This is a genomic window from Stieleria marina, assembly GCA_007741555.1.
Classification (GTDB): Bacteria; Planctomycetota; Planctomycetia; order Pirellulales; family Pirellulaceae; genus K23-9.
In genome coordinates this window covers 433,812-457,464 of record CP036526.1, presented here as the reverse complement: position 1 = coordinate 457,464, position 23,653 = coordinate 433,812, and the positions used below count along the sequence as shown (strand labels likewise).

Annotated in this window: 14 protein-coding genes; 10 read left to right on the top strand and 4 right to left on the bottom strand. The window is 54.1% G+C overall.

What is annotated here, in order from left to right:
• The first annotated feature begins 136 nt into the window (after positions 1-136).
• The 3 genes from K239x_RS01650 (at position 137) to K239x_RS01640 (ending at position 6,063) form a co-directional block, all read left to right on the top strand.
• Positions 137-3,559 carry an amidohydrolase family protein gene (locus K239x_RS01650; RefSeq protein ID WP_145415955.1) on the top strand — a complete coding sequence of 1,141 codons (3,423 nt, stop codon included), beginning with the start codon at positions 137-139 and terminating at the stop codon, positions 3,557-3,559.
• A 109-nt stretch (positions 3,560-3,668) separates the two neighbouring features.
• Positions 3,669-4,454 (top strand): MerR family transcriptional regulator, encoded by a 786-nt coding sequence (locus K239x_RS01645; protein WP_419189557.1) that lies wholly within the window; start codon positions 3,669-3,671, stop codon positions 4,452-4,454.
• A 142-nt stretch (positions 4,455-4,596) separates the two neighbouring features.
• Positions 4,597-6,063 carry a sulfatase family protein gene (locus K239x_RS01640; protein WP_145415953.1) on the top strand — a complete coding sequence of 489 codons (1,467 nt, stop codon included), beginning with the start codon at positions 4,597-4,599 and terminating at the stop codon, positions 6,061-6,063.
• 50 nt (positions 6,064-6,113) lie between these two features.
• Here the strand turns inward: K239x_RS01640 and K239x_RS01635 are convergent, their stop codons facing one another.
• The 4 genes from K239x_RS01635 to K239x_RS01620 all read right to left on the bottom strand — a co-directional run bounded on the left by K239x_RS01635 (position 6,114) and on the right by K239x_RS01620 (position 11,195).
• On the bottom strand, positions 6,114-6,686 hold the full coding sequence (locus K239x_RS01635; protein WP_145415952.1) for a sigma-70 family RNA polymerase sigma factor: 573 nt from the start codon (positions 6,684-6,686) through the stop codon (positions 6,114-6,116).
• A gap of 15 nt (positions 6,687-6,701) precedes the next feature.
• Complete coding sequence (locus K239x_RS01630) at positions 6,702-8,906, bottom strand: transglutaminase family protein (protein WP_419189556.1); 2,205 nt, start codon at positions 8,904-8,906, stop codon at positions 6,702-6,704.
• Positions 8,907-8,973: 67 nt separating this feature from the next.
• A complete protein-coding gene (locus K239x_RS01625) occupies positions 8,974-10,281 on the bottom strand; it encodes an NRAMP family divalent metal transporter (protein ID WP_145415950.1) in 1,308 nt (435 codons plus the stop codon).
• Positions 10,278-11,195: an N-acetylglucosamine-6-phosphate deacetylase gene (locus tag K239x_RS01620; protein ID WP_145415949.1), complete on the bottom strand. Its 918-nt coding sequence runs from the start codon at positions 11,193-11,195 to the stop codon at positions 10,278-10,280. The genes K239x_RS01625 and K239x_RS01620 overlap by 4 nt, the downstream gene beginning before the upstream one ends.
• Positions 11,196-11,512: 317 nt before the next feature.
• On the opposite strand from K239x_RS01620, the gene K239x_RS01615 reads away from it, so the two are divergent.
• From K239x_RS01615 to K239x_RS01585, 7 genes are all read left to right on the top strand, one after another.
• Complete coding sequence (locus tag K239x_RS01615; RefSeq protein WP_419189555.1) at positions 11,513-15,460, top strand: bifunctional serine/threonine-protein kinase/formylglycine-generating enzyme family protein; 3,948 nt, start codon at positions 11,513-11,515, stop codon at positions 15,458-15,460.
• Positions 15,461-15,614: 154 nt separating this feature from the next.
• Positions 15,615-19,409 carry a protein kinase domain-containing protein gene (locus tag K239x_RS01610; RefSeq protein ID WP_419189554.1) on the top strand — a complete coding sequence of 1,265 codons (3,795 nt, stop codon included), beginning with the start codon at positions 15,615-15,617 and terminating at the stop codon, positions 19,407-19,409.
• 197 nt (positions 19,410-19,606) lie between these two features.
• Entirely contained in the window at positions 19,607-20,203 is a 597-nt protein-coding gene (locus K239x_RS01605) for a hypothetical protein (protein ID WP_145415946.1), read from the top strand.
• 156 nt (positions 20,204-20,359) lie between these two features.
• Positions 20,360-21,013 carry a PDZ domain-containing protein gene (locus tag K239x_RS01600; RefSeq protein ID WP_145415945.1) on the top strand — a complete coding sequence of 218 codons (654 nt, stop codon included), beginning with the start codon at positions 20,360-20,362 and terminating at the stop codon, positions 21,011-21,013.
• A gap of 125 nt (positions 21,014-21,138) precedes the next feature.
• Positions 21,139-21,663 (top strand): hypothetical protein, encoded by a 525-nt coding sequence (locus K239x_RS01595; RefSeq protein WP_145415944.1) that lies wholly within the window; start codon positions 21,139-21,141, stop codon positions 21,661-21,663.
• A 186-nt stretch (positions 21,664-21,849) separates the two neighbouring features.
• Entirely contained in the window at positions 21,850-22,674 is an 825-nt protein-coding gene (locus K239x_RS01590) for a hypothetical protein (RefSeq protein ID WP_145415943.1), read from the top strand.
• Positions 22,675-22,770: 96 nt separating this feature from the next.
• A complete protein-coding gene (locus K239x_RS01585; protein WP_145415942.1) occupies positions 22,771-23,622 on the top strand; it encodes an ATP-grasp domain-containing protein in 852 nt (283 codons plus the stop codon).
• Positions 23,623-23,653: the final 31 nt, after the last annotated feature.

The window sequence follows — 23,653 nt, the reverse complement described above, 5'->3', positions numbered from 1 at the left end:
ACCGATGCTCATCGAGCCGCAATAGCTGGCCGAATGTCATTCAGCGGCACGTTATCCCACAGTTAGTTGGGCCGGGCAATCGCGTAGAGAACGAGACCTGCCGATGACGAGTTTCGGCACGTCGAATCGATCGACTATGATTGCGGTCGTCCCCGTTGTTCTCTCTCGAGTTTTCCGGCTTAGCATGTTTTATCGACTGGTTCTTGCAGCGTTTCTCTTCGTTCCCGTGGTCGTCCAAGCCGACGAATCGGCCCCGACCGCTCAGGAAAAGGACACCTGGGATATCGAATCACCTCCCGGTCCGGCCGGAGTGCAAACGATCGACTGCGACTCAGGGACTTGGATTAACCTGGATGTCAGTCCCGATGGAAAAGAAATCGCATTCGACTTGCTGGGCGATATCTATGTGATGCCAATCGATGGGGCCGATGGAACGGCAGCGACGCAGAAACGCTTCCCCAAGAATTTGACCAACACCGTGTCGTGGGAAATGCAACCGCGGTACAGCCCCGACGGAAAGTACCTTGCCATCACGAGCGACCGGACCGGCAAGAGCAAGAAAGCCGGCGACAACATTTGGGTCATCGCGTCCGACGGGTCTAGTCCGACTCAGGTAACCGACGAAGCCTATCGGTTGCTTAATGGCCCGACCTGGTCACCCAACGGAGATTACTTGGTGGCTCGCAAGCACTTTACCAGCCGCCGATCGCTGGGCGCGGGTGAATTCTGGATGTATCACCGCGATGCTGTGTCGATGAACGCCACTGCTGGCGTCCAATTGACCGAGCGTCCCAACGACCAAAAAGACGTCAACGAAGCCGTCTATTCGCCCGATGGTCGTTACCTCTACTACAGCCAAGACACAACTCCCGGCGACCAATTCGAGTACGACAAGAACTCCCATCAAGGCATCTACTCGATCAAACAATTGGATTTAGTCAAAGGCGAAACAAAAACGTTGATCCGCGGTCCCGGTGGAGCTTGCCGTCCGACGCCTTCACCCGACGGCAAGACACTTGCGTTCGTTCGACGCGTCGGCGTCAAAACCGGATTGCACCTGTTTGATTTGCAGTCCGGAAGCATTCGCTTGGTCTACGATGACTTGGAACGCGATATGCAAGAAGCCTGGGCGATACACGGCGTCTACAGTGGTTTTGATTGGATGCCCGATGGGAAGTCCATCGTGATTTGGGCGAAAGGAAAAATCCGCCGCATCGACGTCGAATCGGGCGATTCCGCAGTCGTCCCTTTTCGCATCCGTGATGAGCGTCAGATTCGCAAAGCAGTCCGGCACGTCGTCCGCGTCGGCCAGGACAACTTTGACGTCAAGATGCTGCAAGACGTGCAGGTGTCGCCTGATGGAGATCAGGTCGTCTTCCAAGCATTGGGACATCTGTATCTGCGAACGCTACCCGATGGCGAACCAAAACGATTGACGGATCAAACCGAACACTTTGAATTTTCGCCATCGTTTTCTCGAGATGGAAAGTACATCGTTTACACGACTTGGAACGACCGTGAATTGGGAACCGTACGAGTTTCGTCAACCGATTTGAATCGAAGCGAAAGTTGGATCGTCACCAGCGAACCGGGCCACTACATGAACCCAGCGTTCTCCCCCGATGGTAAAGACATTGTTTTTGAAAAACGCGGTGGCGGTCATATTCGATCATCGCTGTGGTCGCGTGACGGAGGCATCTACATCACAGCAACACGTGACGGCAAACCTAGCCTTGTATGCGAAAACGGTTCGCGGCCTCAATTTGAAACCAGTGGGGAACGTATTTTTGTCACGCGTCGAAAATCGGAGAAAGAGTCGGACAACGTCATGTTGGTTTCGGTCGATCGCTTGGGCAATGAAGTTCGCGAACACTACAAAAGTGACTGGGCAACCGACTTTCGCGTTTCACCCAATGGAAAGCACGTGGCGTTGATCGAACGCTTTCATGTTTTCTTGACTCCGTTCGTCGCTTCGCCCAAGCCCATTGTCGTCGGCCCCGGTGCAAAGGGTTTGCCCGTGGTGAAAGTCAGCGAGCAAGCGGGCGACTTTGTACATTTTTCAGGCGACAGCCAGTCCTTGCACTGGAGCCTGGGGCCCGAGTTCTTTACGTGCAGCCTGGAGCAAGCACTAACGCCCAAGACCACAGAAGACGAAGAACTGGAAGACGAAGTTGACGATAATGAGCCGACAGAACCAGAATCGATCGTCGAAAGTGTCTCCCTCGGTTTTTCATATCCGGCGGCGCGTCCCGAAACCAAGCGTGCATTGGTGGGTGGAAGAATCTTGACCATGGGCAACGCGGGCGAGATCGATGATGGAGTGATCTTGATCGACCAGAACCGCATCGTTGCTGTTGGGTCTCGAGACGAAATCAAGATTCCTGATGGATACGTCCAGACCGACGTCAGCGGTCAAATCATCATGCCAGGATTGATCGACGCGCATGCTCACGGTGCCCAGGCTACCTTCGGCATGACGCCGCAACACAACTGGGTGGACTACGCACGATTGGCGTTTGGTGTGACCACGATTCACGACCCTAGCAACGACACGCATAGCATTTTTGCGGCCAGCGAATTGACAAAAGCAGGTTTGATCACAGCGCCGCGAACTTTTTCGACGGGCAAAATTCTTTACGGAGCGACGGGCGCTGGCAAAGCCGAAATCGATTCGCTGGACGATGCTCGGTTTCATCTCAAACGAATGAAGGCCGTCGGTGCCTTTACGGTCAAGAGCTACAACCAACCCCGTCGTGATCAACGACAACAAGTCCTCGCTGCGGCGCGTGAACTGGACATGATGGTGGTCCCAGAAGGCGGATCCACGTTTATGCACAACATGACGATGATCGTCGATGGGCACACCGGAATCGAACACACGCTTCCAGTGCAGACAGCCTACGACGACGTGATGGATTTATGGCGTGGCACGCAGGTCGGATACACGCCCACGCTGAACGTCGCGTACGGAGGATTATCAGGTGAACGCTATTGGTACCAGATCGACGACCTCTGGTTGCACACACGACTGCGGACATTCATTCCGCCTCACATTTTGAACCCACGATCACGCCGACGCGAAAAAGCCCCTGAAGAAGACTACAACCACATGCGGGTCGCCGAGATCGCTCGGCAAGTAGTCGACGATGGGGGCCTAGTTCAAACCGGCGGACACGGTCAACTGTCCGGGATCTGTACCCACTGGGAAATGTGGAGTTTTGTCCAGGGAGGCATGACGCCGATGCAGGCGCTACGATGCGGAACGATCAACGGCGCAAAGTACCTTGGGTTGGACAAAGACCTCGGATCGATCGAAGTCGGCAAGTTGGCTGATTTGGTTGTCCTTCGCAAGCAAGCGGATCCAAGTAAACGCATTCGAGACAGTGAAAAAATCGCGTTGGTGATTGCCAACGGCGAAGTGTTCGAGGCAAATCGGATGAATCGACATGGCGACGACGCACCCCGACCTGATTTCTATTGGCTTCGCGATGGCGGAGTCAGCCGCACAAGCGACTATTGCAATGCAGTCGGATGCAGCTGTCATCGAGGGCGACACTAGAATCGCTGGTCCTATAACCAATCAAATGGACTTTGAATTTTTCGCTTGACTCTCCCCTAACGGGAGCCCGTAGACTCTGTGCATGTTCAGCATCGGTGAATTTTCGAAGATGACCAACCTGACCGTGAAGAGCCTTCGGTTCTATCACGAGCAAGGTGTCTTGGTGCCTTCGCATGTGGAATCAGGTAGCGGCTATCGATTCTATGCGCAGTCAAAAATCGAAACCGCGCGTTTGATCGCATTATTACGTGATCTTGAATTTTCGATCGCTGAAATAAAACAGATCATAAGCAGCCACGATGACGACGCTGACATCGTCGCGTTCTTGGAATCTCGCCAAAGTGAGATTCGTGATCGAATGCGGAACGATCGTCGTATCGATGGTTTGCTGAAGAAAATCATCCACCACGAAAAAGAGGCAGTCACCACCATGACGCAGACTAGCTACGAAGTCGAAGAGAAAACCGTCGATCCCATGCTGGTCGCCAGCATTCGCATGAAGGGAAAATACAGTGATTGCGGAAGTGGTTTTGGAAAGATCGGACGCAAGTTCGGCCGACACATTTGCGGCAAGGCCATGATGCTGCATCACGATGGCGAATACAAAGCTGACGACGCCGATTTCGAAGCAGCGATGCCCATCAAAAAAGGCACTTCGACGGACGAAATCAGTGTCCACCAGCTACCCGGTGGCCGATGCTTGTCGCTGATGCACCTGGGCCCCTACGAAGAACTCAGAAGGTCCTACGAAAAAATGCTGACCTACATTTCCTCGAAGGACATGACCTGTTCGATGCCGACTCGCGAGGTCTATCACAAGGGGCCCGGCATGATCTTTCGTGGCAATCCTAAAAAGTACCTGACCGAAATCCAGTTCATGGTCGAGTCGGAGTGATGAGCGTAGAGCGGCGATGCACGTCGCGGATATCTTCCGCCCCGTGTCATCGAATCCAATGGCCTGATTGCTGGATGCTATAGTACGTAATTATTGCTCGCGTCTCCGCAGTCCTATCCGCAGCCCGGCACCGTCGATCACTATGTCTCGTTATCCAGCGCCACTGATATTTTTGGTTGCCACCGTTTGTGCCGTCGCTTCCCCATGCAAAGCGGCGTCACCCAATATCGTTATTGTGTTCATCGACGACATGGGTTTTACCGACCTGTCGTGCTTTGGCGGCAAGCGAACCGTCACGCAGAACATTGATCAGTTGGCGTCCGAAGGCATTCAATTTACAAACTTTTACGTCAATTCGCCGATTTGTTCTCCTTCGCGAACCGCGCTGACAACCGGCCAGTATCCACAGCGATGGCGGATCACTTCGTTCTTAAACAACCGCAAAGCCAACCACCAACGCGGCATGGCGCAGTGGTTGGATGTAAAAGCCCCCGTGTTGGCACGCGAGCTGCAAAAGAGCGGCTATGCGACCGGCCACTTTGGCAAATGGCACATGGGTGGTCAACGCGATGTTGGCGACGCGCCGCTGATCAGCGAGTACGGATTTGATCGCAGCCTGACGAACTTTGAAGGCCTTGGCCCACGCGTATTGGGGTACAAAAACGCGTTCAAAGGCGGCAAACCCAAGCTTCATGATTTGGGATCCAATCAGCTTGGACGCGGCCCCATTGAGTATGCCAACCGCAGCGAGATCACGACCAAATTTGTCCAGCGAGCTTTGCAACACATCGACGACGCGGCGGCCAAAGACCAGCCATTCTTTGTCAACGTTTGGCCCGATGATGTTCATTCGCCTTTCTTTCCACCGGAAGTTTTGCGTGACGCAACCGACGAAAGCAAACGACAGCTTTACTACGCCGTGCTCGATGCGATGGACCAGCAACTCGCGCCGCTCTTTGATCGCATTCGCGGCGATGACACGCTCAAAAACAACACACTAATTCTTGTCTGTAGCGACAATGGTCACGAACCTGGCGCGGGCATGTCCGACCCGTTACGCGGCAGCAAAGCACTCCTGTACGAAGGTGGCATCCGGTCGCCACTGATTGTTTGGGGTCCGGGACTACTTGCTAAAACATCCATCGGCACCAAAAACACGCAATCGGTTTTCTCGGCGATCGACATCAATCGCTCGCTTTACAACGTGGCAGGAATCAATGTTCCACGAGGAGTCACCCTGGACGGTGAAGACGTCTTGGCGACCATGCTGGGCGAATCAACGGACGGACGCAAAGCACCGATTTTTTTTCGCCGCCCACCGGATCGGCCCGGTGGCCTAAGTGGCAGAAACAAAGACGCGGCGTCCGAGATCGATGCGCCGGACTTAGCTGTCCGCGATGGTCGATGGAAATTCCTGGTGGATTATGACCAAAGCGATCCGCAGCTCTACGACATCACCGCTGACTTGAGCGAATCCCAGAATCTGGTTCAGCAATATCCTGAAGTGGCGTCTCGCCTTCAATCAGCGATCTTCGCCTGGAACACAACGATGCCAGCCGACGCAGGCGATCCCGCGCCAAGCAAAAACCAGACTGCTCCGACGAACTAGTCGGACGCTTGACCAGCGACAGCGTCGCCAAACCACGACGTTCCGCTGGGCTACGTTTCTTCGTTTCGCAACTGTTGATAAAGCTTGGCACGAGCTAGCCGCCAATCGCGTTCGACCGTGCCAACGCTGATCTCCAATACCTCGGCGACTTCGGGAACCGACAGTCCCGAGAAAAACCGGAGCTCGACGACTTCACGCTGCCGGGGCGACTCTTTCTCCAGAGCCTCCAACGATGCTTCCAAATCTTCGAATCGGCAGCCATTACTGCTCTCGAATTGTTCCAGCACCACGTCCAACGACCCACGTTGATAGTCGCCACCACGTTTGGTTGTGTTACGTTTTCGCGCGTGTTCGACCAATATCTGCCGCATAGCACGATTGGCCATGCCAAAAAAATACCGACGATCGGAAGCATTGCTGACGGCGTCCGAATCCAGCAACCGCAGACAGGCTTCGTTGACGAGGGCCGTTGCTTGGAGCGTATGATCCGGTCGTTCGCGGCGCATCATCGCTGATGCCATGTCGCGCAGTTCCGTCTGCAGCTCAACGAACAGTCGTTCGCGAGCCGATTCGTCGCCTTCCTTAACCTGCTGAAGCAAAATCGAAACGTCGTGTTTAGTCACGTGATTTCCTAACGGCTAGTGATTTTCGATTGCCGACCGCAGTTGCATCAGGCGTTGAATGTCGATTCCAGTCAGGTCGGTCTTCAGTAGGTAATCGACGTCAGCCATCCCGCGGGACTTGCGTCCGGTGACGCCTCGCAGTTGAGCACGCATGATGCGGAAGTCAACCGCGTCGGGATTGATCGCCAAACTAGCGTCCAAGTAACGCAACATTGATTCAAGATCCTCGCTTCGCGTTGCAATCCCCATTAGATTGCTAAGCACTCGATTGACAATCTGCTGGTCACTCTGAGATTCCAAATCGCTGGCTTGGACCCGACGACCAGCGTGTTGCATCACGCGCAGTCTTGCATCGTCAAGCGACATCAGCTTGCCGCCTTCGTACACGTCAATTAATTGCTGATTCGCTTCGCCGTCAACTGGTTCGTGACGCACCACAAAATGGCCAGGCAACCCGACGCCCTTGATCGTCAGCCCGATTCGTCGGCCCAACTCCATGTAAAGAATCGATAGGGTGATCGGCAAACCTTCCCGGTCATCAATCACACGGTTCAGATGGCTATTTGCGGGATGATAATACTCGCTGCGACCGCCGTGGAATCCATTCTGAAGAAACAGATAACTGTTTAGGGCGGTGATCTTGGCGTCTGAATCGGCATCGTCATCCAGGGTTTCGCGAATCTCCGATGCCATCGTGTCGATGCGTTGATGGTAGTGATTGATATCGATCTCGGAATTGTCCAATCCAGCGACAAGCAACGTCGCATCCAGCAAGCGATCTCCTTTGACTTCGTCATCGGCAAACAACCTCGTTAGCTTCGCCAACACTTTGGCTCGCTTCACTTCATCCGCCAATTGCCGCAATTGCTTTGTTTCTTTTTCGAGCTGGGCAGCACGCCGGATCAGTTCACGCGCAGCGGTTTCGCTGGACTTTCCCAATTCGGCAAGTTCGTCATCACTAATCTCGCTCGGCAACAGGTCACGCTGATCAAGCTTGCTAAACCAGTCGCGAGTGGCTTTAGACAATGGGTTGGCTTTCAGATCTTGGCCAATCGCGAATCCACGAAAGTCAGGGTTCGTATTGCGAAACTTGGCCAGTCCCACTGAACCATCGGTAAGTTGGCTGTCGGTCGACGTGATGACCAAATGATCGTTGACATAGCACTCGATCGAATCAACGTCTAACCGCACGCGAAGCCGATTCCACTGCTGAGGCAAATAGTGGTCCGACGGCACATCCTGCAATATTTCCCAGGAGTAGACACTGGGCCCCTTAAAACACGTCAGACGCAGCTGGCCATTGCTTGGGTAGAAACCATAGTGCTTGTTGTCTCCGTCACTATAAAACGCCAACCCGGCTGCCCCCGATTCATCATCCAGCTTGACGGATACGGCGACCTCAAATGGCAACCGCGGAACTTTTTGTTTTGCCAAACACAACGAACGACCTCCAAAACCTTTTCCCATTCCGCGGGCCGATAACAGTCCGCCACGCTGCTGCCAATTTGCGCCCATGATGGGACTCCACGTCTGCGAATTGATTTTTCCCAAACGCACCCAGCGATCGATCGAAACGGGGTTGGGCGATTGTCGCAGCGATACCAATTGACCAATCGGAATTGCAAACCCAAGATTGTCATCAATAGCGGATTTCATGTTGATGATTCCCAACACACGCCCCGACCGATCTACCAAAGGGCCTCCGCTGTTACCAGGTTCGATCGGCATCGCTAATTGAATCATGGACCGCCCTTGAACTTCGCGAACAGCCGAAACAATTCCATCGACGACGCTGTCCTTGAATCCCAACGGATTGCCAAACGCGGCAACTCGAGTGCCCTGCTCGGGATCCACTGCCTTGGCCAACGGTAAGGCGGGCAAGTCAATTCCGCCGGGAAATGCGACACGAATCAGCGCCAAATCACTCGTTCGATCGGAAGCTTCGACGGCCAGCACCTTTAGTTTGTCGCCATCGAATGTTTCAACCGAAAATCGTCGCCCTTCATTGATGACATGAAAATTGGTCGCGACAAGCCCTTGCTCATCAATGATAAAACCGGTGCCGATACCCAAGTTCTCACCGTCGCGTCCTTGAACACGGATGGTGACAACTGAGGGCCGAACTTTGGAAATCAGCTCCTTCAGCGAAAGAGTTTCCTCTGCCGGTGAAGTCGCATCCAGGACGAACACGCACAGTAGAGCGGCGACAAGTGATTTCATAACCTGAAGTCGCAAAAGTTTCAGAAAGGAATCCATCGCTTGATTGTAGTCTCTCGATTAGTCCGACTTACTTTTCCGACTCACTCTGAAGATCAGAGGAACTGACTTCGCTGGCGGCAACCGCGGGCGTGTTGAGTTTTTGGTAGACCTTGCTGGCCGTCATGCAGGCTGACACACAGGCAACACAAAAACCGATAGACGCTATGACAATCATCCACTTTGGAACCCGTCTGGGCCCGGTCAGTTCTTTTCGAGTGCCAAGGTAGATCAATGCTGCCGCCAAGGCCGGGATTCCCAGTACGGTCAGAGCTTGTGCCAACGTGATCAGGTGCACTGTGCTGCCGCTACGAGCCATCGATGCGATTGCCACCACCATGCCAACCACCAAGGCAGACGTCGTCAGATGCAGCGGCCATTTGTCGCTCAGCTTGGAACCTTTGCCCAGTGAATCGCTCATCACGGTTCCGCCGATCAATGCATTCACCAAAAAGGAACTCAAGCCGCCAGCCAAGATCCCGAGACAAAAGATGATTTTTGCGGCTGATCCAAAGAGCGGTTCAAGCTGCTTGGCGACGTCGCCAACACTATCAAACTGTACCGGTTCGGCGCGACCGTAAAACACTTTCCATGACGTCAACAAAATCATGGCGGTGACCATTCCCAGCACACTAATACTGATAAACGAATCAACGACACCTTCACGTGCTTGACTGAGTCCCCAGCCTTTCTCTTTGACCAAGTAACCTTGATAAAAAGCACCGCCAACCGAAAACGTCGTTCCGATCATCCCCATCAAAGCCAGCCAATCGCGGTTGTCGGTAGTTGCGTCAGGCAACGCGGCCGCTGCATTCACGACTTCGGGTGGGTTGAGAAAGATCTGGATGAAGTTGAACAAGAACGCAATCGTCATCAATCCGATCAAGATCTTCATCATTGATTCGATGCTGCCATACAAATTTCGCAGCAAGTAAAGACTGGCAATGACGACACCATTGACCGCGACCAGCAGCGCGGCTCGCACACCAAACGGTAGCGGCGTGTCACCAAACATCGGCTCCAAACCGCCAATGAGTGCGATGTTGTTGGACGACTGAAAAAACGCGACCAAGACAAAGAGCGTCAGACCGATCGCGACGGCAACGCCACGCCCCAGTCGACTGGCCAGTTCATCGCAGAGGCTGTTTTCGTAGACCACGCCCAACCGCGCAGCCAGCGCCACCATGGCGATCATTAACACGGTGGCGACGGCGACCACCGGCAAGCCTACGAGACCAAATGTCGCGCCAACCTTGGAACTGGTCAGGATCGACCCTGGCCCCAACACAATGGCAGCGACAATGATGGCGGGACCGACGCTTCGAAAAAGTGGTTTCATGTTCTGCTTTTGGACAACGCTTGGCGTGGATTTAGATCAATCATCTTCCGGATGGCTTCTTCGTCGAAACCCAACTGATGGGCGAGATTATGGCGTATCTTTGGCATCGTGATGGTCGCCCCTGCCAGATTGGGCGAACCGGGCCGTCTCGCCACTCCCTGTTCGTCGACTTCGACTGCGAGGCCCGAAATTTCGTAGTTCCCCTTGCCCAACCCGGCCGCCGAGATGGCATCGGTGACCATGATGGTGCGATCGACACCTACAAAATCGACGTAGTTTCGGAGCGCATAAAAATCGACGTGTGCACCATCGGGGATGAAACAGATCCACAATCGATCTCGCAAGTGCAGCACACGCTGCAGGAAGTTGTCGTGCCGCGGCAACTGCACCGGACAACCGTTTCCGAAATGCGTGATCATGGTCAAACCGTGGTCGACCGCGCCTCGCAGTTGGTCCAATGTCGGATCACAATGCCCAGCCGAAACCACAACGCCGCGATCAACCAAGAATTCCGTGGTCTGAAAATTCGGATCCTGCTCGGGTGCCAGCGTTATCAATTGTGTCATGCCATCGGCAGCGTCCAGCAATCGCTTGGTATCTTCGACATTCGCCGGAACAACACACTCACTTGGATGCGCCCCAATGAACCCCGTCCCGGGATTAAGAAAAGGGCCTTCGATGTGAAATCCGCGGATCAACTGGCTAGCAACGGAATCCTGATTCAGTAGCTGAACAAAATTGGATAGCTTCTTGACCAAATGCTCAACGCGATCGGTGATCAAGGTCGCCAGAATCGATTCGACACCGTCCGCCATCATTGCTTCGCAGGCCTGATGCAGTTGTTGGCCCGTCAGGTCGGATGCACAGAAATCGACACCCGCATAGCCGTTGACCTGGATATCGAAGGGTTTCATCGGGTGATGGCTCGTTGGTAGGCTTCAGTCAGTCCGAAAAATCAGGGACCGAATGATCAGGAAAACGCTCGTAAGCGGATTCACAAAGAACAGGGTGGGAGGAATCGAAACAGAATCGTAGCGGATCACTGGCTTCAATAGTTCACGCAGGAGGCCCCAGCAAGGCTCCATGATCGCGAATTCTGGTGGGGTATCTCCATTATCCATCCAAGAAGGGGTTCGTAATGACTAAACTTTGCTCTCCGTAAATGTCGTCGCTGACGAGAGCAAGAACCATTGGGGCAGTGGGCCGAATCACAACGAATTCATCGCGAACCATGAACGATCCGAATTCTACCGACTTACTCAACGGACTGTGCAAGCAGTTCGATTCCGCCTGGCAATCGCCCACGCCGCCGTCGATCGAATCATATGCAAAAGAAGTGAACGCCGATCGACGCAGTGAACTGTTGGAGCATCTGATCCAGATCGAACTTCATTGGCGCAGCGACCAGGAACCATCGCCCACCGAAGCAGAGTTCGTCAGACGTTTTCCGGAACATCAATCAGCTGTCCACACTGCTTTCCAAGCGTACGCAGAGGGGGATTCAACGGGACATTTATGGGCTACAAGTTCCGACGATGATCAATCAATCCTTCAGCAGGGCGGAGGGCACGGTGCCGCCCAAACACGCACGGCAGCCCAAACGCACGGCACGACCAAAGGGCAAACTGCCAACCAATTGGACGATCACTCGATCGACACGACTAACGAACCCGCCGAATTCGAATTGGGCAGCACCATCGATCAGTCGCTCTACCAAGCACGGTCGGTAGCGGACCATGATGAATTCGGGACGAGTGACGAACAGCTAGGTTTGTCGCGGTCCAGGAGCAACACTCGATCGCGAAAAAGGGAAATCGAGGATCCGTCTCGCCCGAAATTCATCGACAAGTTTCGAATCCGCCGCACGCTGGGCAAAGGTGCCTTTGGAGTTGTCTATTTGGCGAGAGACGAAGAACTGCAGCGTGACGTCGCAATCAAAGTTTCGCTGGTTTCGAGCGACAAACTCCAGGCTCAAATGCGTCAAGAAGCCGCCAAGCTTGCTCAACTGGAAAGCCCCGGCATCGTGCCGGTCTATCACATTGGCACCACCGACGACCAAGCCGTCTACATAGTTCAGAAATATATCAAGGGCTACACGCTACGCGACTTGATCAAGAAACGCACCTTGTCACCAGCCAGAGCGGCGCAGCTGACACAGGCGATTGCACAAAACCTGGAAGCCGCGCACTTACGCGACATTCTTCACCGCGACTTGAAACCCGACAACATCCTGATCGATGATGTCGGCAAGCCGTGGATTGCCGACTTTGGTTTAGCCATCTCCGAAGAAGAGCAGCTAGAACGAGGGCCCGAATTAGCCGGCACCCTGCCCTACATGTCGCCTGAGCAAGTCCGTGGCCGAGTGGATTTTCTGGATCCTCGTAGCGACATCTGGGCGTTGGGTGTCATGTACTACGAAATGTTGACGGGCAAACGTCCGTTCACGGGAAAGAGTCGCGAATCCTTTTCCGAACAGATCTGCCAACTGGATCCGCGCCCGCTGCAGCAACGTGCGCCGGGGCATTTGACGTCGGAAATGAACGCCATTTTCCTGAAGTGCTGCGAAAAGAAACCCAGCGATCGCTACGCCACCGTTCGGGAGCTATCCGATGATTTGACCGTGTTGATCTCAAATGGCTTGAGCAATCAAAACATCGCGGGTGCGTTCATGTCGCCGGAACTGGGCGACAGCATCGTAGAGTTGTCCGATCAAAGCCGACGCAGCAGCGGGCATTCATCCCCCGGATCCGCCAATCTTTCCGCCGACAAAGCAAGTACATCGGCATCGTTGAAAACACCGCTGGTTCGCGGAATCATGTTGACGGCCGGCCTGATTGGCTTGGTGGCGATGTCCGTCATCGGAACGGTGATTGCCATTAGCCATTATTTGCCAAAGCCGGTGGCTCTTGTTCAACCCAAACCGAGCGATTCCAACGCGATCGGCGACTCAGCTGAAGAGAACAAGCCGGACCATTTGGCCGACAAAACAATCAAAGCGTCCGCAACAAAATCGCTGTCGCCCATCACGACGACCGAAGCGTTGCCTTCGATCGCCAGCGAAAAACCTGCCGCCTTGGAGAATACTGCGGCAATCGTTGTCACGGAATCCGAAGTGTCCATGGACGTGGATGCGCAAATCGACAAGCCCAACGACGAATCGCTTGATCCCAAAGAACCGCTACCAACACTTGCCCCGGTCACCGGCAAAGATGATGTCGATGCAGAAACGAGCTCGCCTGAATCTGCGGAAAAGATGGACGCGCCATCACCAGTGGAAACAACAAAACCAGCGGAGCAGCCCAAACCTGCGGAAGCCAAGTTCAACGGTTCGATCGACAAACCATGGGTCGTTGCGATGGATGGCAGTGGATCACATCAGACAATTCAAGCGGCGTTGGATGAAGAAGTGCCCGATGCCGTCATCGAACTGCGTCCCGGTGTGTACAACGAGTCATTGATAATTCGGATGCCCACCACGATCCGAGGAACCGACGGAGCCAATGCAGATCGCGCGTTGTGCAGAATTGTCAGTGCACGCGAAACGACCGTGACCGTTGATTGCGACGATTTGGATTTAGCCCGTCTGTCCAACCTGACAATCGATTCGCGACACGGCAGTGCCAGAGCCAAGGCGACTCATGCGATTGACTTGATCAGCGGCACGGTCGTACTTGACGACTGCAATGTCATTTCGACTGGCAAATTGTGCGTCACACTTGCATCGACGACACGCTTTGGAGCACGAAAGTGCGAATTTGTCAGTCAGTCATCCTTTGCCGTCGTCAGTGACGATCAACCGTTGTTGCAAATTATCGAATGCCGTTTTCCAAAAGCCGGCCTGAAAATTGACGGCGGCCGATCTACATCAGTTTCGCGTTCGCAATTCACCAGCGACATCGGCATCGAAGTTTCACGGCGAAGGTCGGCTGTAAAAATTGACAAATGTGAATTCCGAGACAACTCCGATACGGGAATCAAGATCGACGCCGGTGGTAAAGTCGATGCCACCGGTTCGACATGGTCGCAGTCCAAGCAAGCCATTACAGTGACCAATGGGACCTGCACGGTGACCAACGACTGCTCGGTGGATGGGGGCGAATTGGCGTTTAAGGTCCAAGAGGGTGACCTGAAGCTTGCGGACGTATCGATCCAGGATGTCCCGATTGGCCTACAGCACGCAGGCAAAGCCAATGTGGGCTTAAAGCACGTTCGTTTTGACAACTGCGACCAGTTCACCAATTCGCTAGGAATGTCCATGAGACTGATTCGGGCGGGCGAATTTCGAATGGGCAGTCGTACTCCGGCAGGAAAAGTACCTCTCGCGAATTCGTTTCCCCATCTCGATCCAAATTTGTCTCACATGTTGGTCATGGGCGTTTCCAACGAATATCCGGTTCACAAGGTTGCCCACACGAGTGATTTTTACCTTAGCGCAACCGAGATCACGGTTGGACAGTTTCGACAGTTTGTCGACGCGACGAACTATCGAACCGATTCCGAACGAAGCCCCAAAGGCGGTGGTGGGTTTCGCCTTGCGGCGGGAAAATCAGTTTTCGATCCGCAGTATTCATGGAAGAATCCCGGGTTCGCCCAGGACGACAATCATCCCGTCACCCTTGTCACATGGAACGATGCGAACGAGTTCTGCAAATGGCTGAGCGACCAAGAAGGATGCCACTGCGATTTGCCCAGCGAAGCGCAATGGGAATACGCTTGTCGTGCCGGAACCGACACCGCTTTTCACACCGGCGATGCTGCCGACTCAGTCGCTAAAGGCGGAAACACTTGGGACCTAACTGCCAAGGAACAGCGCGAACGGGTCAAAACGGCTTTCGCGGCCGCAATTGATCCCGCGCCCGTGATCAATCGGACAGATGGCTTCGTGTTCACGGCTCCTGTTGGAACGTTCACGCCAAACAAATTCGGATTGTTCGACATGCACGGCAACGTCTCGGAATGGTGCCGCGACCTTTTTGACAAGGACATGTACAGCAAATCAAAATTGAAAGATCCCGAAGGCCCAGTTGATGATCCAGCCAATAGCAGGGCGCGGGTCAGTCGCGGCGGCGGCTGGGTTCATCACGCCATTGCCTGCCGTAGCGCGGTTCGAACTTTCTATGATCCCAAAACCGCGATCTCCTATCAGGGATTTAGAATTTTGGTCAAAACCAAGCCGTAATCAAGAAGCGAATCGAGCACTTTCGTGCGCGTCGGGTATGGAGGCATTTCCGCGAAATCTAGCTGCTCATCTGGTCATTGGTGGATTGATTTTCCATTTATGGCAAAGATGTTGGCTGAACTTTCCATGCTGGACGACCAAAGGCTTGTAGATCTTGTCCAAACAACAGCCGCTGATTGATAACCTATTCCTAGAGGCGCTCGAGCTTCCCGCATCACAATGGTCGGAATTTTTGGAGACGCGTTGCGGTGGTGATGCGGGTTTGCGCCAAAAATTGCAGTCGCTACTGGAAGCAGACTTGGCCGCCGGCGGTGATGACTTTCTGAATTCGGCCTTCCTTGGCAAAACGGCTGACACCCCCGATCCTCCGGCTGATCCCTCCGACGACCTTCCCGCCGACTCGCTCGTTGGTCAAAGCAGTGTGGCCAACGGAACGACTTCCGAACCGCGTTTTCAGATTCTCTCTAAGCACGAAGAAGGAGGGCTCGGGGAAGTCTTGCTTGCTTATGATCGCCAACTTCGCCGCGAAGTCGCTGTCAAACAAATCCGTCCCAAGTGGCAAAGTCACGACGAAGCTCGGCAGCGGTTCATTCAGGAAGCCGAAGTCACCGGGCGTCTGGAACATCCGGGCGTGGTTCCGGTCTACGCGATGGGGACATGGAACGACGGACGCGAATACTATGCGATGCGATTTATCGAAGGCGACACGCTCAGCGAAGTGATCGATCGTTATCATTCCACTCGCGACAGCGACCCTGTCGAACACCAGCGACAGTTTCGCAATCTGCTCAATCGGTTCGTTGATGTCTGTAATACCATCGACTATGCCCATAGCAAAAAAGTACTGCATCGGGACATCAAGCCATCCAACGTAATGGTGGGCCCCTACGGCGAGACGCTCGTACTTGATTGGGGTTTGGCCAAACTGCTGGACCTTTCCAACGAAGAGTCGATGACCGCGGACTTGCTGGACCATCGTTCGTTTGGCAGTGGATCTACGCCAACGCAAGCGGGAGGGCGGATCGGCACGCCGCAGTACATGAGCCCCGAGCAGGCCGGTGGAAAGCTCGATGAAATCAGCGTTCGCACAGACATTTATTTGCTCGGCGCGATGCTCTATCAAATCCTCTCTGGCCAACCACCGCACAACGACGAATCAATCTCAAAACTCCTGGACCGAATCTCCAGGGGAAAACTGGCACCACCAAGACAAGTGCTTGCGTCGGTACCGCGCGCGCTAAACGCAATTTGCATGAAGGCGATGAAAAAAAAGCCGGCTCAGCGATACGCATCGGCTGCCGCGCTGGCCGCCGATGTCGAAAGCTGGCTCGCCGACGAACCAGTCGCCGTTCACCGCGATTCCGTCGCCGTGCGAACAACTCGCTGGTTTCGCAGACACCGAACCATCGCGGCCAGTGGAGCCGTCGCAGCCGTCTTGCTCACGGTGGGATCGATCGCGGGATCACTGTTTTGGAACATCCAGCAAACACGGCAAGTGAAGTTGGAGGCCGAAAAACGACAACGTGATTTTCAGATCAAGACGCAACAAGAGCAACACGTCTTGGAGCTGACAACGATGGCGCGAGCCTCAGCCAACTTGGCGCAAACCGAACTGCAAGCAAGTCGGTTTTCATCGGCACTTGGTTTTTTGAAAAGTGCCGTCAACTCGTTGAAAGACGAACCAGAACTGAAAGCGGAACACGACCGACTGGCGTCAAAGATGCATCGAGTCGATCAGCTGGTCGCCTTTCATCGGCACAGTGATGTTCACGAGCGTCTGAATGTCATGAGCCGCGACACCAAAGCGATCACCGCGTGCATTGCTGGGCTAAATGCACTTGGAATCTGGGGCATCGATGATTGGTGGTTTCGGCTACCTGACCAGGATCTGTCCGCACAACAAAAGGACGAACTGCGTTGGGACGTGTATCAGCAACTGATGCTACTGGACGCCATGTTGGTCAAAATGAGCGGCATCCGTTTGCTCGGATCCGAGCAGATCGCCCGAACAAAATTGATTCGCGGCGCACGTCGTTTTCTGAGCACCGACGCTGGCAAACGCGAAGCCGCTGCAGCGCGAGTTGTAAGCGATCGTCTGGAGAGCTTTCGCTTGGCCGAAGCGGTCAGGTGGTATCGCTCGATGGCTGATTTTCGCTTCGGTGATGCGAGACGAATCCAGGGGCATCAACTAGGAATGACGCGGAATGCGTCCGATGCTCAAAGCCTGGGAGTGCTGAGCATGATCTCCGCGCTGGATCCTAATTTTGGAATCCTCTTTCGCGACTATCAGGGCGATGACGCAATGGTTGCGGCTCACGATCTGTTTAACCGATCGGCAACGCTTCGGCCCGATCACTATTGGACGCAGTTGTCGCTGGCGCAAGTGGAGTATTTTTTGGCTCAGCGAAAAGACGAACCCTCGTGGCGTGACATCGAAGTCGCGGTCCAGGCCATCGGTCGATGCATCGCCATCCATCCCGAAAAGAGCTTTGCCTACGCCGACCGATCGTCGGCGTACCGTGAACAAGCCCGCCTAATCAGCAAGGACGATTCATTCGACCAGGCGGAATCGACTCGCCGTGCCAACGAGTTGAGGAAATGGAGTTTGGCGGATGCTGAACTTGCGTCGCGGCTAGCCGTGAATCAACCTCGCGTCGGTTGGCAGTACGGTCTTGCCCTCTATGAAGTCGGTCAAAACGAAGAGGCATTCAAACAATTCCTCAACGCGTCGAAGCTCACGTTTCCTTTGATCGACATCCAAGATGCAGCGTTTCTGCTAGTCGATGACCTGCGTGGTCGTAGCGAGGTGCGTGACATTCTCCAAAAGCTGGCTGCAAAAACTGGCCCACAACAAGGCAAGCTGCTAGCGTTTCTCGCGTCGGTTTGCATGAATCAAAATGCGTTTGACAAAGCGATGGAGAATGCAGAGGCCGCGATCATTCTGCCAAATCCACCGGCTCACGCGTTTGCCGTTCGCGGAATGGTGCATTTGCTGCGTGAAGAATTGGCCAAGGCAAGAAAAGATTTCGAGCATGTCATCGCCACCGAATCGGATCACGATTGGGCCGTCTATGGACTGGCACGATGTGATGAATCCGCAGAGCGATACACCGAGGCACGTGATGGCTATCGCCGGGCACAGTGGATCGCAAAAACCAACGATCATCGCGCAGCTTGTTTTTTGGGACAGGCTCGAATGTCAGGCTTGCTAAGCAGATTCGCAGAAGCAAATGATGCCATCACGAAAGCACGCGAACTGGAGCCCGCCTGTGATTTGATGACAGTGATCAAGCCGTTGGTGTCGCATTACAGCAATCTACGCAAGGAACAGCCCGACGCTGAGTCGACCAAGACGATGAAAGAGTTTTTGCTGTCGCTATCTCAGCTACCAAGAGTGACGAAAATCGAGTTTCCAGCTAAGCGTAGTTTGGATCAGAAGTACCGCGCACCGGTATTCAACGGTGATTTTGAACTCGATTCGATGCGTTACTGGAGCGACGTGACAGGTGCATCGTGGCTGTGTCAGGACGGGAACGAATCCGTCGCTGAAATCGTCAACGCTGAGTCATATGAGGGCGATCAATCACTGTTGATACAGGGCCATCAACTGGGCACAGCCAAAACCGGCCAAGCGTTTCCTGTGCCACTGGGACGTCGCTGTCGAGTCAGTGTTTGGGCGCGAGCTCGAGAGCTTGCCGACAAAGCCGTTGTTTTGTCCACCGGAAACGGGACTGTCGTGATCGAATTTCCCGGCGGATCGTATGGCTGGACCCAATTCCAAGGCAAGTTCTTTCCTGGCGACGCAAAGGGCGACTCAGGTAACCCAAACGGCGACTCAGGCAACGCAAATGGACTGACCCGGCAACGACTAGAGATTGTCACGAGTGGCAACGGGAGAGTCTGGCTGGATGATTTGAGAGTTTTCGTGGAGGAGAAGCAGGAAAACTAGTTGGCACTTCAGGTGCTATGCATGCCCAATGACGCTCTTCCTGCGAGCGGCTTGCAGCACTGCAAACGCGGCAATTGACGCGTTTTCCCGTCTCCCAGAATTTCTTCTTGTTTTTGTTAAGGGGTTTCGGCGTGGATCGCACAGGTGTTTGTGAAGCGGATAACCGCCAACAAACAATTTCAACCTGGAGACGACCCATGACACGCTTGTTCACTAAAACTGCCAAACTTGCTTTCGTTCAATGCCTTTTCTTAGGCCTCATCGCTGGCCTGACCAGTTCCACCGCTTCGGCTCAACGTGCCGGCTCATGGATCAACCTGGGAGGCGGACAAGCGGGAGCCGGAGCAAGTGCGAGCGGCAGCCTTTTGCAGTTCGCCAAATCGAAGAGTAGCTCCAAAAACGGTGTCGATTTCGGTCACGGATTCGCTGTCGGAGCCAACCAAAATGGCATTTCGATCTCTAACACGATCGGAGCGGGAGCGGGCGGCCAGTCAGCGGCTCACAATCTGAACATGCACATTGGTGCTGGCGGCACGCATGTCAGCCACGGCGGAGTGACCACACAAGGCGGACGCGTCATCTCAGGTGGCCAAGCCGGATCGTACAACGGCCAAGTTTACGGTGGCAGTTCGTCCACCGGATTTGGGCAAAACACCAAAGCTTGGTCCAACAGCAACACACGTCACTGGGGCCAGCCACAGCCTTATCAAACTTACCCTAGCGTTCAGCAGGGTTATCAAAATCAGCCAACCCAAAACTTTCGGCACCGCGTTTTTCACAACGCTCGTTTCTAAGCCAATCGTGAAATGCCCCGCCAAGGGAAATCGACTGCGGCCTGTGCGAAAGCAGAGGCCGCATTTTTGCGTACTTATGCGACTGGCTCGTGCTTGGATAACGTTTTTCGAAGTCAGCCGGATTCCATCCCCCCCACTCTCCCAAAGAGAAAGACGATGAAGAACCATACCTTACTTCTCGCTGCGACCTTGAGCTTCTTTGCTGCGACCGCGCGAAACGCACCGGCAAACGAACTGATTCATCACGAACCGTGGGGAATGCATTTCGCAGAAATCCCCGATGTTTTGCGACTTCATGTCCCCGTTTTGGCCCAAAAAGACACCGGGCTGCTCGTCGCCAAAATTTCGCCCAACCAGGCTGGGGCTCGATTGGGACTGCTGCCAGGGGACGTAATCGTTCAAGTCGACGGCCAGAGAGTTGCGACCATTCGTGATCTGCCTCGCCCCACCGCAGCGACCGCGGCGTGGGTGCTTCGCGGCGGACAAGTACGCATGATGAATCAGTTCATGGGCCCTGGCGATGCCTTTCACCCGCTCGCCCTACCACCGGCATTTGGGCCTCCTCAGTTTGGTATGAACGCTGCGACGCAGGGTGGTGTTTCCGCGTCATCATTTGCCGGTGGCAACGAAAGCGTCTCGGTCAGCCGTAGTGGCGATCAATTTTCGATCGAAATGTCGCTTCCAAAGTTGTCTGCCGGCCCGATTCGGCTGCGTGGATCGGTTCAGGAAATTCAACAACAGCTCAGCGACAGCAAGCTCAGCCCCGCTGCCAAACAACGTGTTTTGCAGGCGATCAACCAAAATCGTTAACTGCAGTGACGCAGGCGAAAACCTTTTTCAAAAAAGTGTTAAGGGGTTTTGGCAGCTTTGACACAGGTATTTGTGAAAGGCAACCACGCCTGATTCAACAACCTTCCCAACGAGGAACCCTGACGATGAAAACTACAATCAAAACAATCGCTTTCGCAGCCCTGAGTCTTACTCTGGCCCTGAGCGTCACCGACGCTCAAGCCCAAGTCACTGCTAGCAGCTATTCCAATGGCGGAACAGCTTCGGCGACTGCCAGCGGCCGCGGCAATACTCGATTAAACGCATCGGCTTACGCAACCAATGGCGGTACCGCGATCGCCAACATGAACGGCAGCGGCCGCAACGGCGGATTCGCCAGCGGCAACAGCCGAGCCTACTCCAATGGCGGCGTCGCGATTAGCAATGGGCAATCTCACGCCAATGGTTGGGGATCACGTTCGCACGTCAACTCAGCAGCGAACGCCTACTATGGATACGCTCAGAGCAACGGGACCGCGATTGCCAACGGCAACTGGTCCAATGCCCAAGCTAACTCACGAGCCGATGCCTTTTTCAATAGCAGCCGCACCAATGCTCGTGCGATCGACAACCGTCCAATTTACAGCAACTATCCGGTCTACCAACAACCGATGACGTATCAAAACTGGTAGTCGTAACCTCCATTCCTTCATCACCTCGCATTCTTTTAAAATGCGAGGTGTTCTTGCGTGCAGGCTCAGGCCTGAACCATTCCACTGACTTTCGCTGTTACATCCTCGAAATCGCCTGTCGTGACGATACGATGGATACCATCCGACAGCCGATTCACTGCATAATCCCCCCGTAGGGCAACCACCATGTCGATTGAAAACAACGAGCAAGAGATAGCTGAACTGGTTCAGCAACAGAGCCAAGGCAAAGTAGGACGCCGCGATTTTTTGCGACGTGTTGTCGCTTTGGGTGCATCATCGGCGGTGGCCTATTCACTTTTGAATCCCAAGTCGGCTCAGGCACAGCAGTTTGCCACTACATATGCGGTCGGTGAAGAGAGTAGTGCATCCCCCTCACCCAATCCGCCAACGATTCAGCCGCCATCCGGAATCCCGCCAACAACAAGCGTGACTGGCGAAGAACGGCAACCACCCAACGCAACCACGTTTGCTTTGGGCGAAGAAAACCCCTCTCCATCAACAACCGCGTTTGGCGAAGAGGGCCGTCCGATTCAGACTACGCAAGCGATCGGTGAAGAAGGCAATCCGCAGCCGACCACGCAAGCACTTGGTGAAGAAGGGAACCCTCGACCGACGACTCAAGCTGTTGGCGAAGAAAGCCAGCCTTACTGCCCCACAGCATCAACGCGAGCATACGGCGAAGAGTCTCAGCCACAGCCAACTCCACCGCGTCAGCTGACGACCTTTGCATTGGGCGAAGAATCACAAACTTTGCCGCAGCCACCTCCCACCGCCACAACCTATGCAGTCGGCGAAGAAACGCACTCTGTGCCTCAGCCTCCGACCAACGTTACGACCACGCGAGTGGGCGAGGAATCAAATTCCAGGCCATCACCTTCGACGAGAGCGATGGGTGAAGAAGGATCGTTTCCCAAAATGCCGACACCGTTTGGCAGTGGGAAATTTCGCAATCAAATGCCTAGCGTTTGGAAAAATTTCCGTCGCTGGTAGCATTTCCATTTCAATTTTTGTTCTTTGCCATTCAACTCGGCACCAATCAACTGCCCCACTGGTGCTATCTCTACTCAATCTCCAAGAGCATAGGTCGTGCTGTTAATCGTTGGTGGCGAATCGGATCCCAACACGCAAAGGATGGTCGATCAAGCGCACATTCGTGATTGCCAATATGTCTTATGGGATACCGACCAAGAGCACGCTCATCGTATCGCCTGGGACTTTGACTCTCCCAAGATCGATCTAGGCGACACGACCCATCGGCCGAGCAGCGTTTTTCTTCGGTACAACGTTTTCGACGGTGACCCAACCAAAAACCTTGCCGCCTTTGATGTGATTCAGTCGTATGTTCTGGCGTGGCCCGAGATCCGCATTCTGAATCGGCGATCGATGACAGACGCCAACAACAAATCCCACAACCTGCGTCTGGCTAAAGACCTAGGTTTCGAAATTCCAGAAACAATCGTGATGGGTGACCTGACACCGCTAATGTCGATTCCCGATCCGCAGTCCCACGCCATCAAGCCTCTTGGCGGCGGAGCTCACACCAAGAGCGTCGGAGATATCTTTCAGGACGTTAACGAACTGGCTGGATTGCCACCGCAGTTTGTTCAGGAGAAGTTGACGGGCGAGAACCTTCGCGTCTTTTGCATCGACGGACAAACGTTTGGCTTTCACCTGCAGACCACCAAACTGGACTATCGCGAAGACGACGCCGTGGAAGTCGTGCAAGTTGAAGTGCCAAGCGAGTTGATCCAGCCATCGATTGAACTGGCCACCAAAATTGGGTTCGACTACTGCGCTTTGGATTTTCGTTTTCGCCAAGGCGTGACATCACCTGTGTTCCTGGAAATCAATTCGTTTCCAATGTTTGTACGTTTTGACGACGCCGGCCAAAACAATTTGGCCGATGCGATGATCCTTTTTTTGACCAAAACGCAATGACAAACGTAGCGATTGCAGCCAAGTACGGCTG

What these genes read in the sequence shown, in the direction of transcription:
- K239x_RS01600 (WP_145415945.1), top strand. Translation starts at nt 20,360, where the DNA reads ATGAAGAACCATACCTTACTTCTCGCTGCGACCTTGAGCTTCTTTGCT.
- K239x_RS01640 (WP_145415953.1), top strand. Translation starts at nt 4,597, where the DNA reads ATGTCTCGTTATCCAGCGCCACTGATATTTTTGGTTGCCACCGTTTGT.
- K239x_RS01605 (WP_145415946.1), top strand. Translation starts at nt 19,607, where the DNA reads ATGACACGCTTGTTCACTAAAACTGCCAAACTTGCTTTCGTTCAATGC.
- K239x_RS01645 (WP_419189557.1), top strand. Translation starts at nt 3,669, where the DNA reads ATGACCAACCTGACCGTGAAGAGCCTTCGGTTCTATCACGAGCAAGGT.
- K239x_RS01595 (WP_145415944.1), top strand. Translation starts at nt 21,139, where the DNA reads ATGAAAACTACAATCAAAACAATCGCTTTCGCAGCCCTGAGTCTTACT.
- K239x_RS01620 (WP_145415949.1), bottom strand. Translation starts at nt 11,195, where the DNA reads ATGAAACCCTTCGATATCCAGGTCAACGGCTATGCGGGTGTCGATTTC.
- K239x_RS01630 (WP_419189556.1), bottom strand. Translation starts at nt 8,906, where the DNA reads ATGAAATCACTTGTCGCCGCTCTACTGTGCGTGTTCGTCCTGGATGCG.
- K239x_RS01650 (WP_145415955.1), top strand. Translation starts at nt 137, where the DNA reads ATGATTGCGGTCGTCCCCGTTGTTCTCTCTCGAGTTTTCCGGCTTAGC.
- K239x_RS01625 (WP_145415950.1), bottom strand. Translation starts at nt 10,281, where the DNA reads ATGAAACCACTTTTTCGAAGCGTCGGTCCCGCCATCATTGTCGCTGCC.
- K239x_RS01615 (WP_419189555.1), top strand. Translation starts at nt 11,513, where the DNA reads ATGAACGATCCGAATTCTACCGACTTACTCAACGGACTGTGCAAGCAG.
- K239x_RS01590 (WP_145415943.1), top strand. Translation starts at nt 21,850, where the DNA reads ATGTCGATTGAAAACAACGAGCAAGAGATAGCTGAACTGGTTCAGCAA.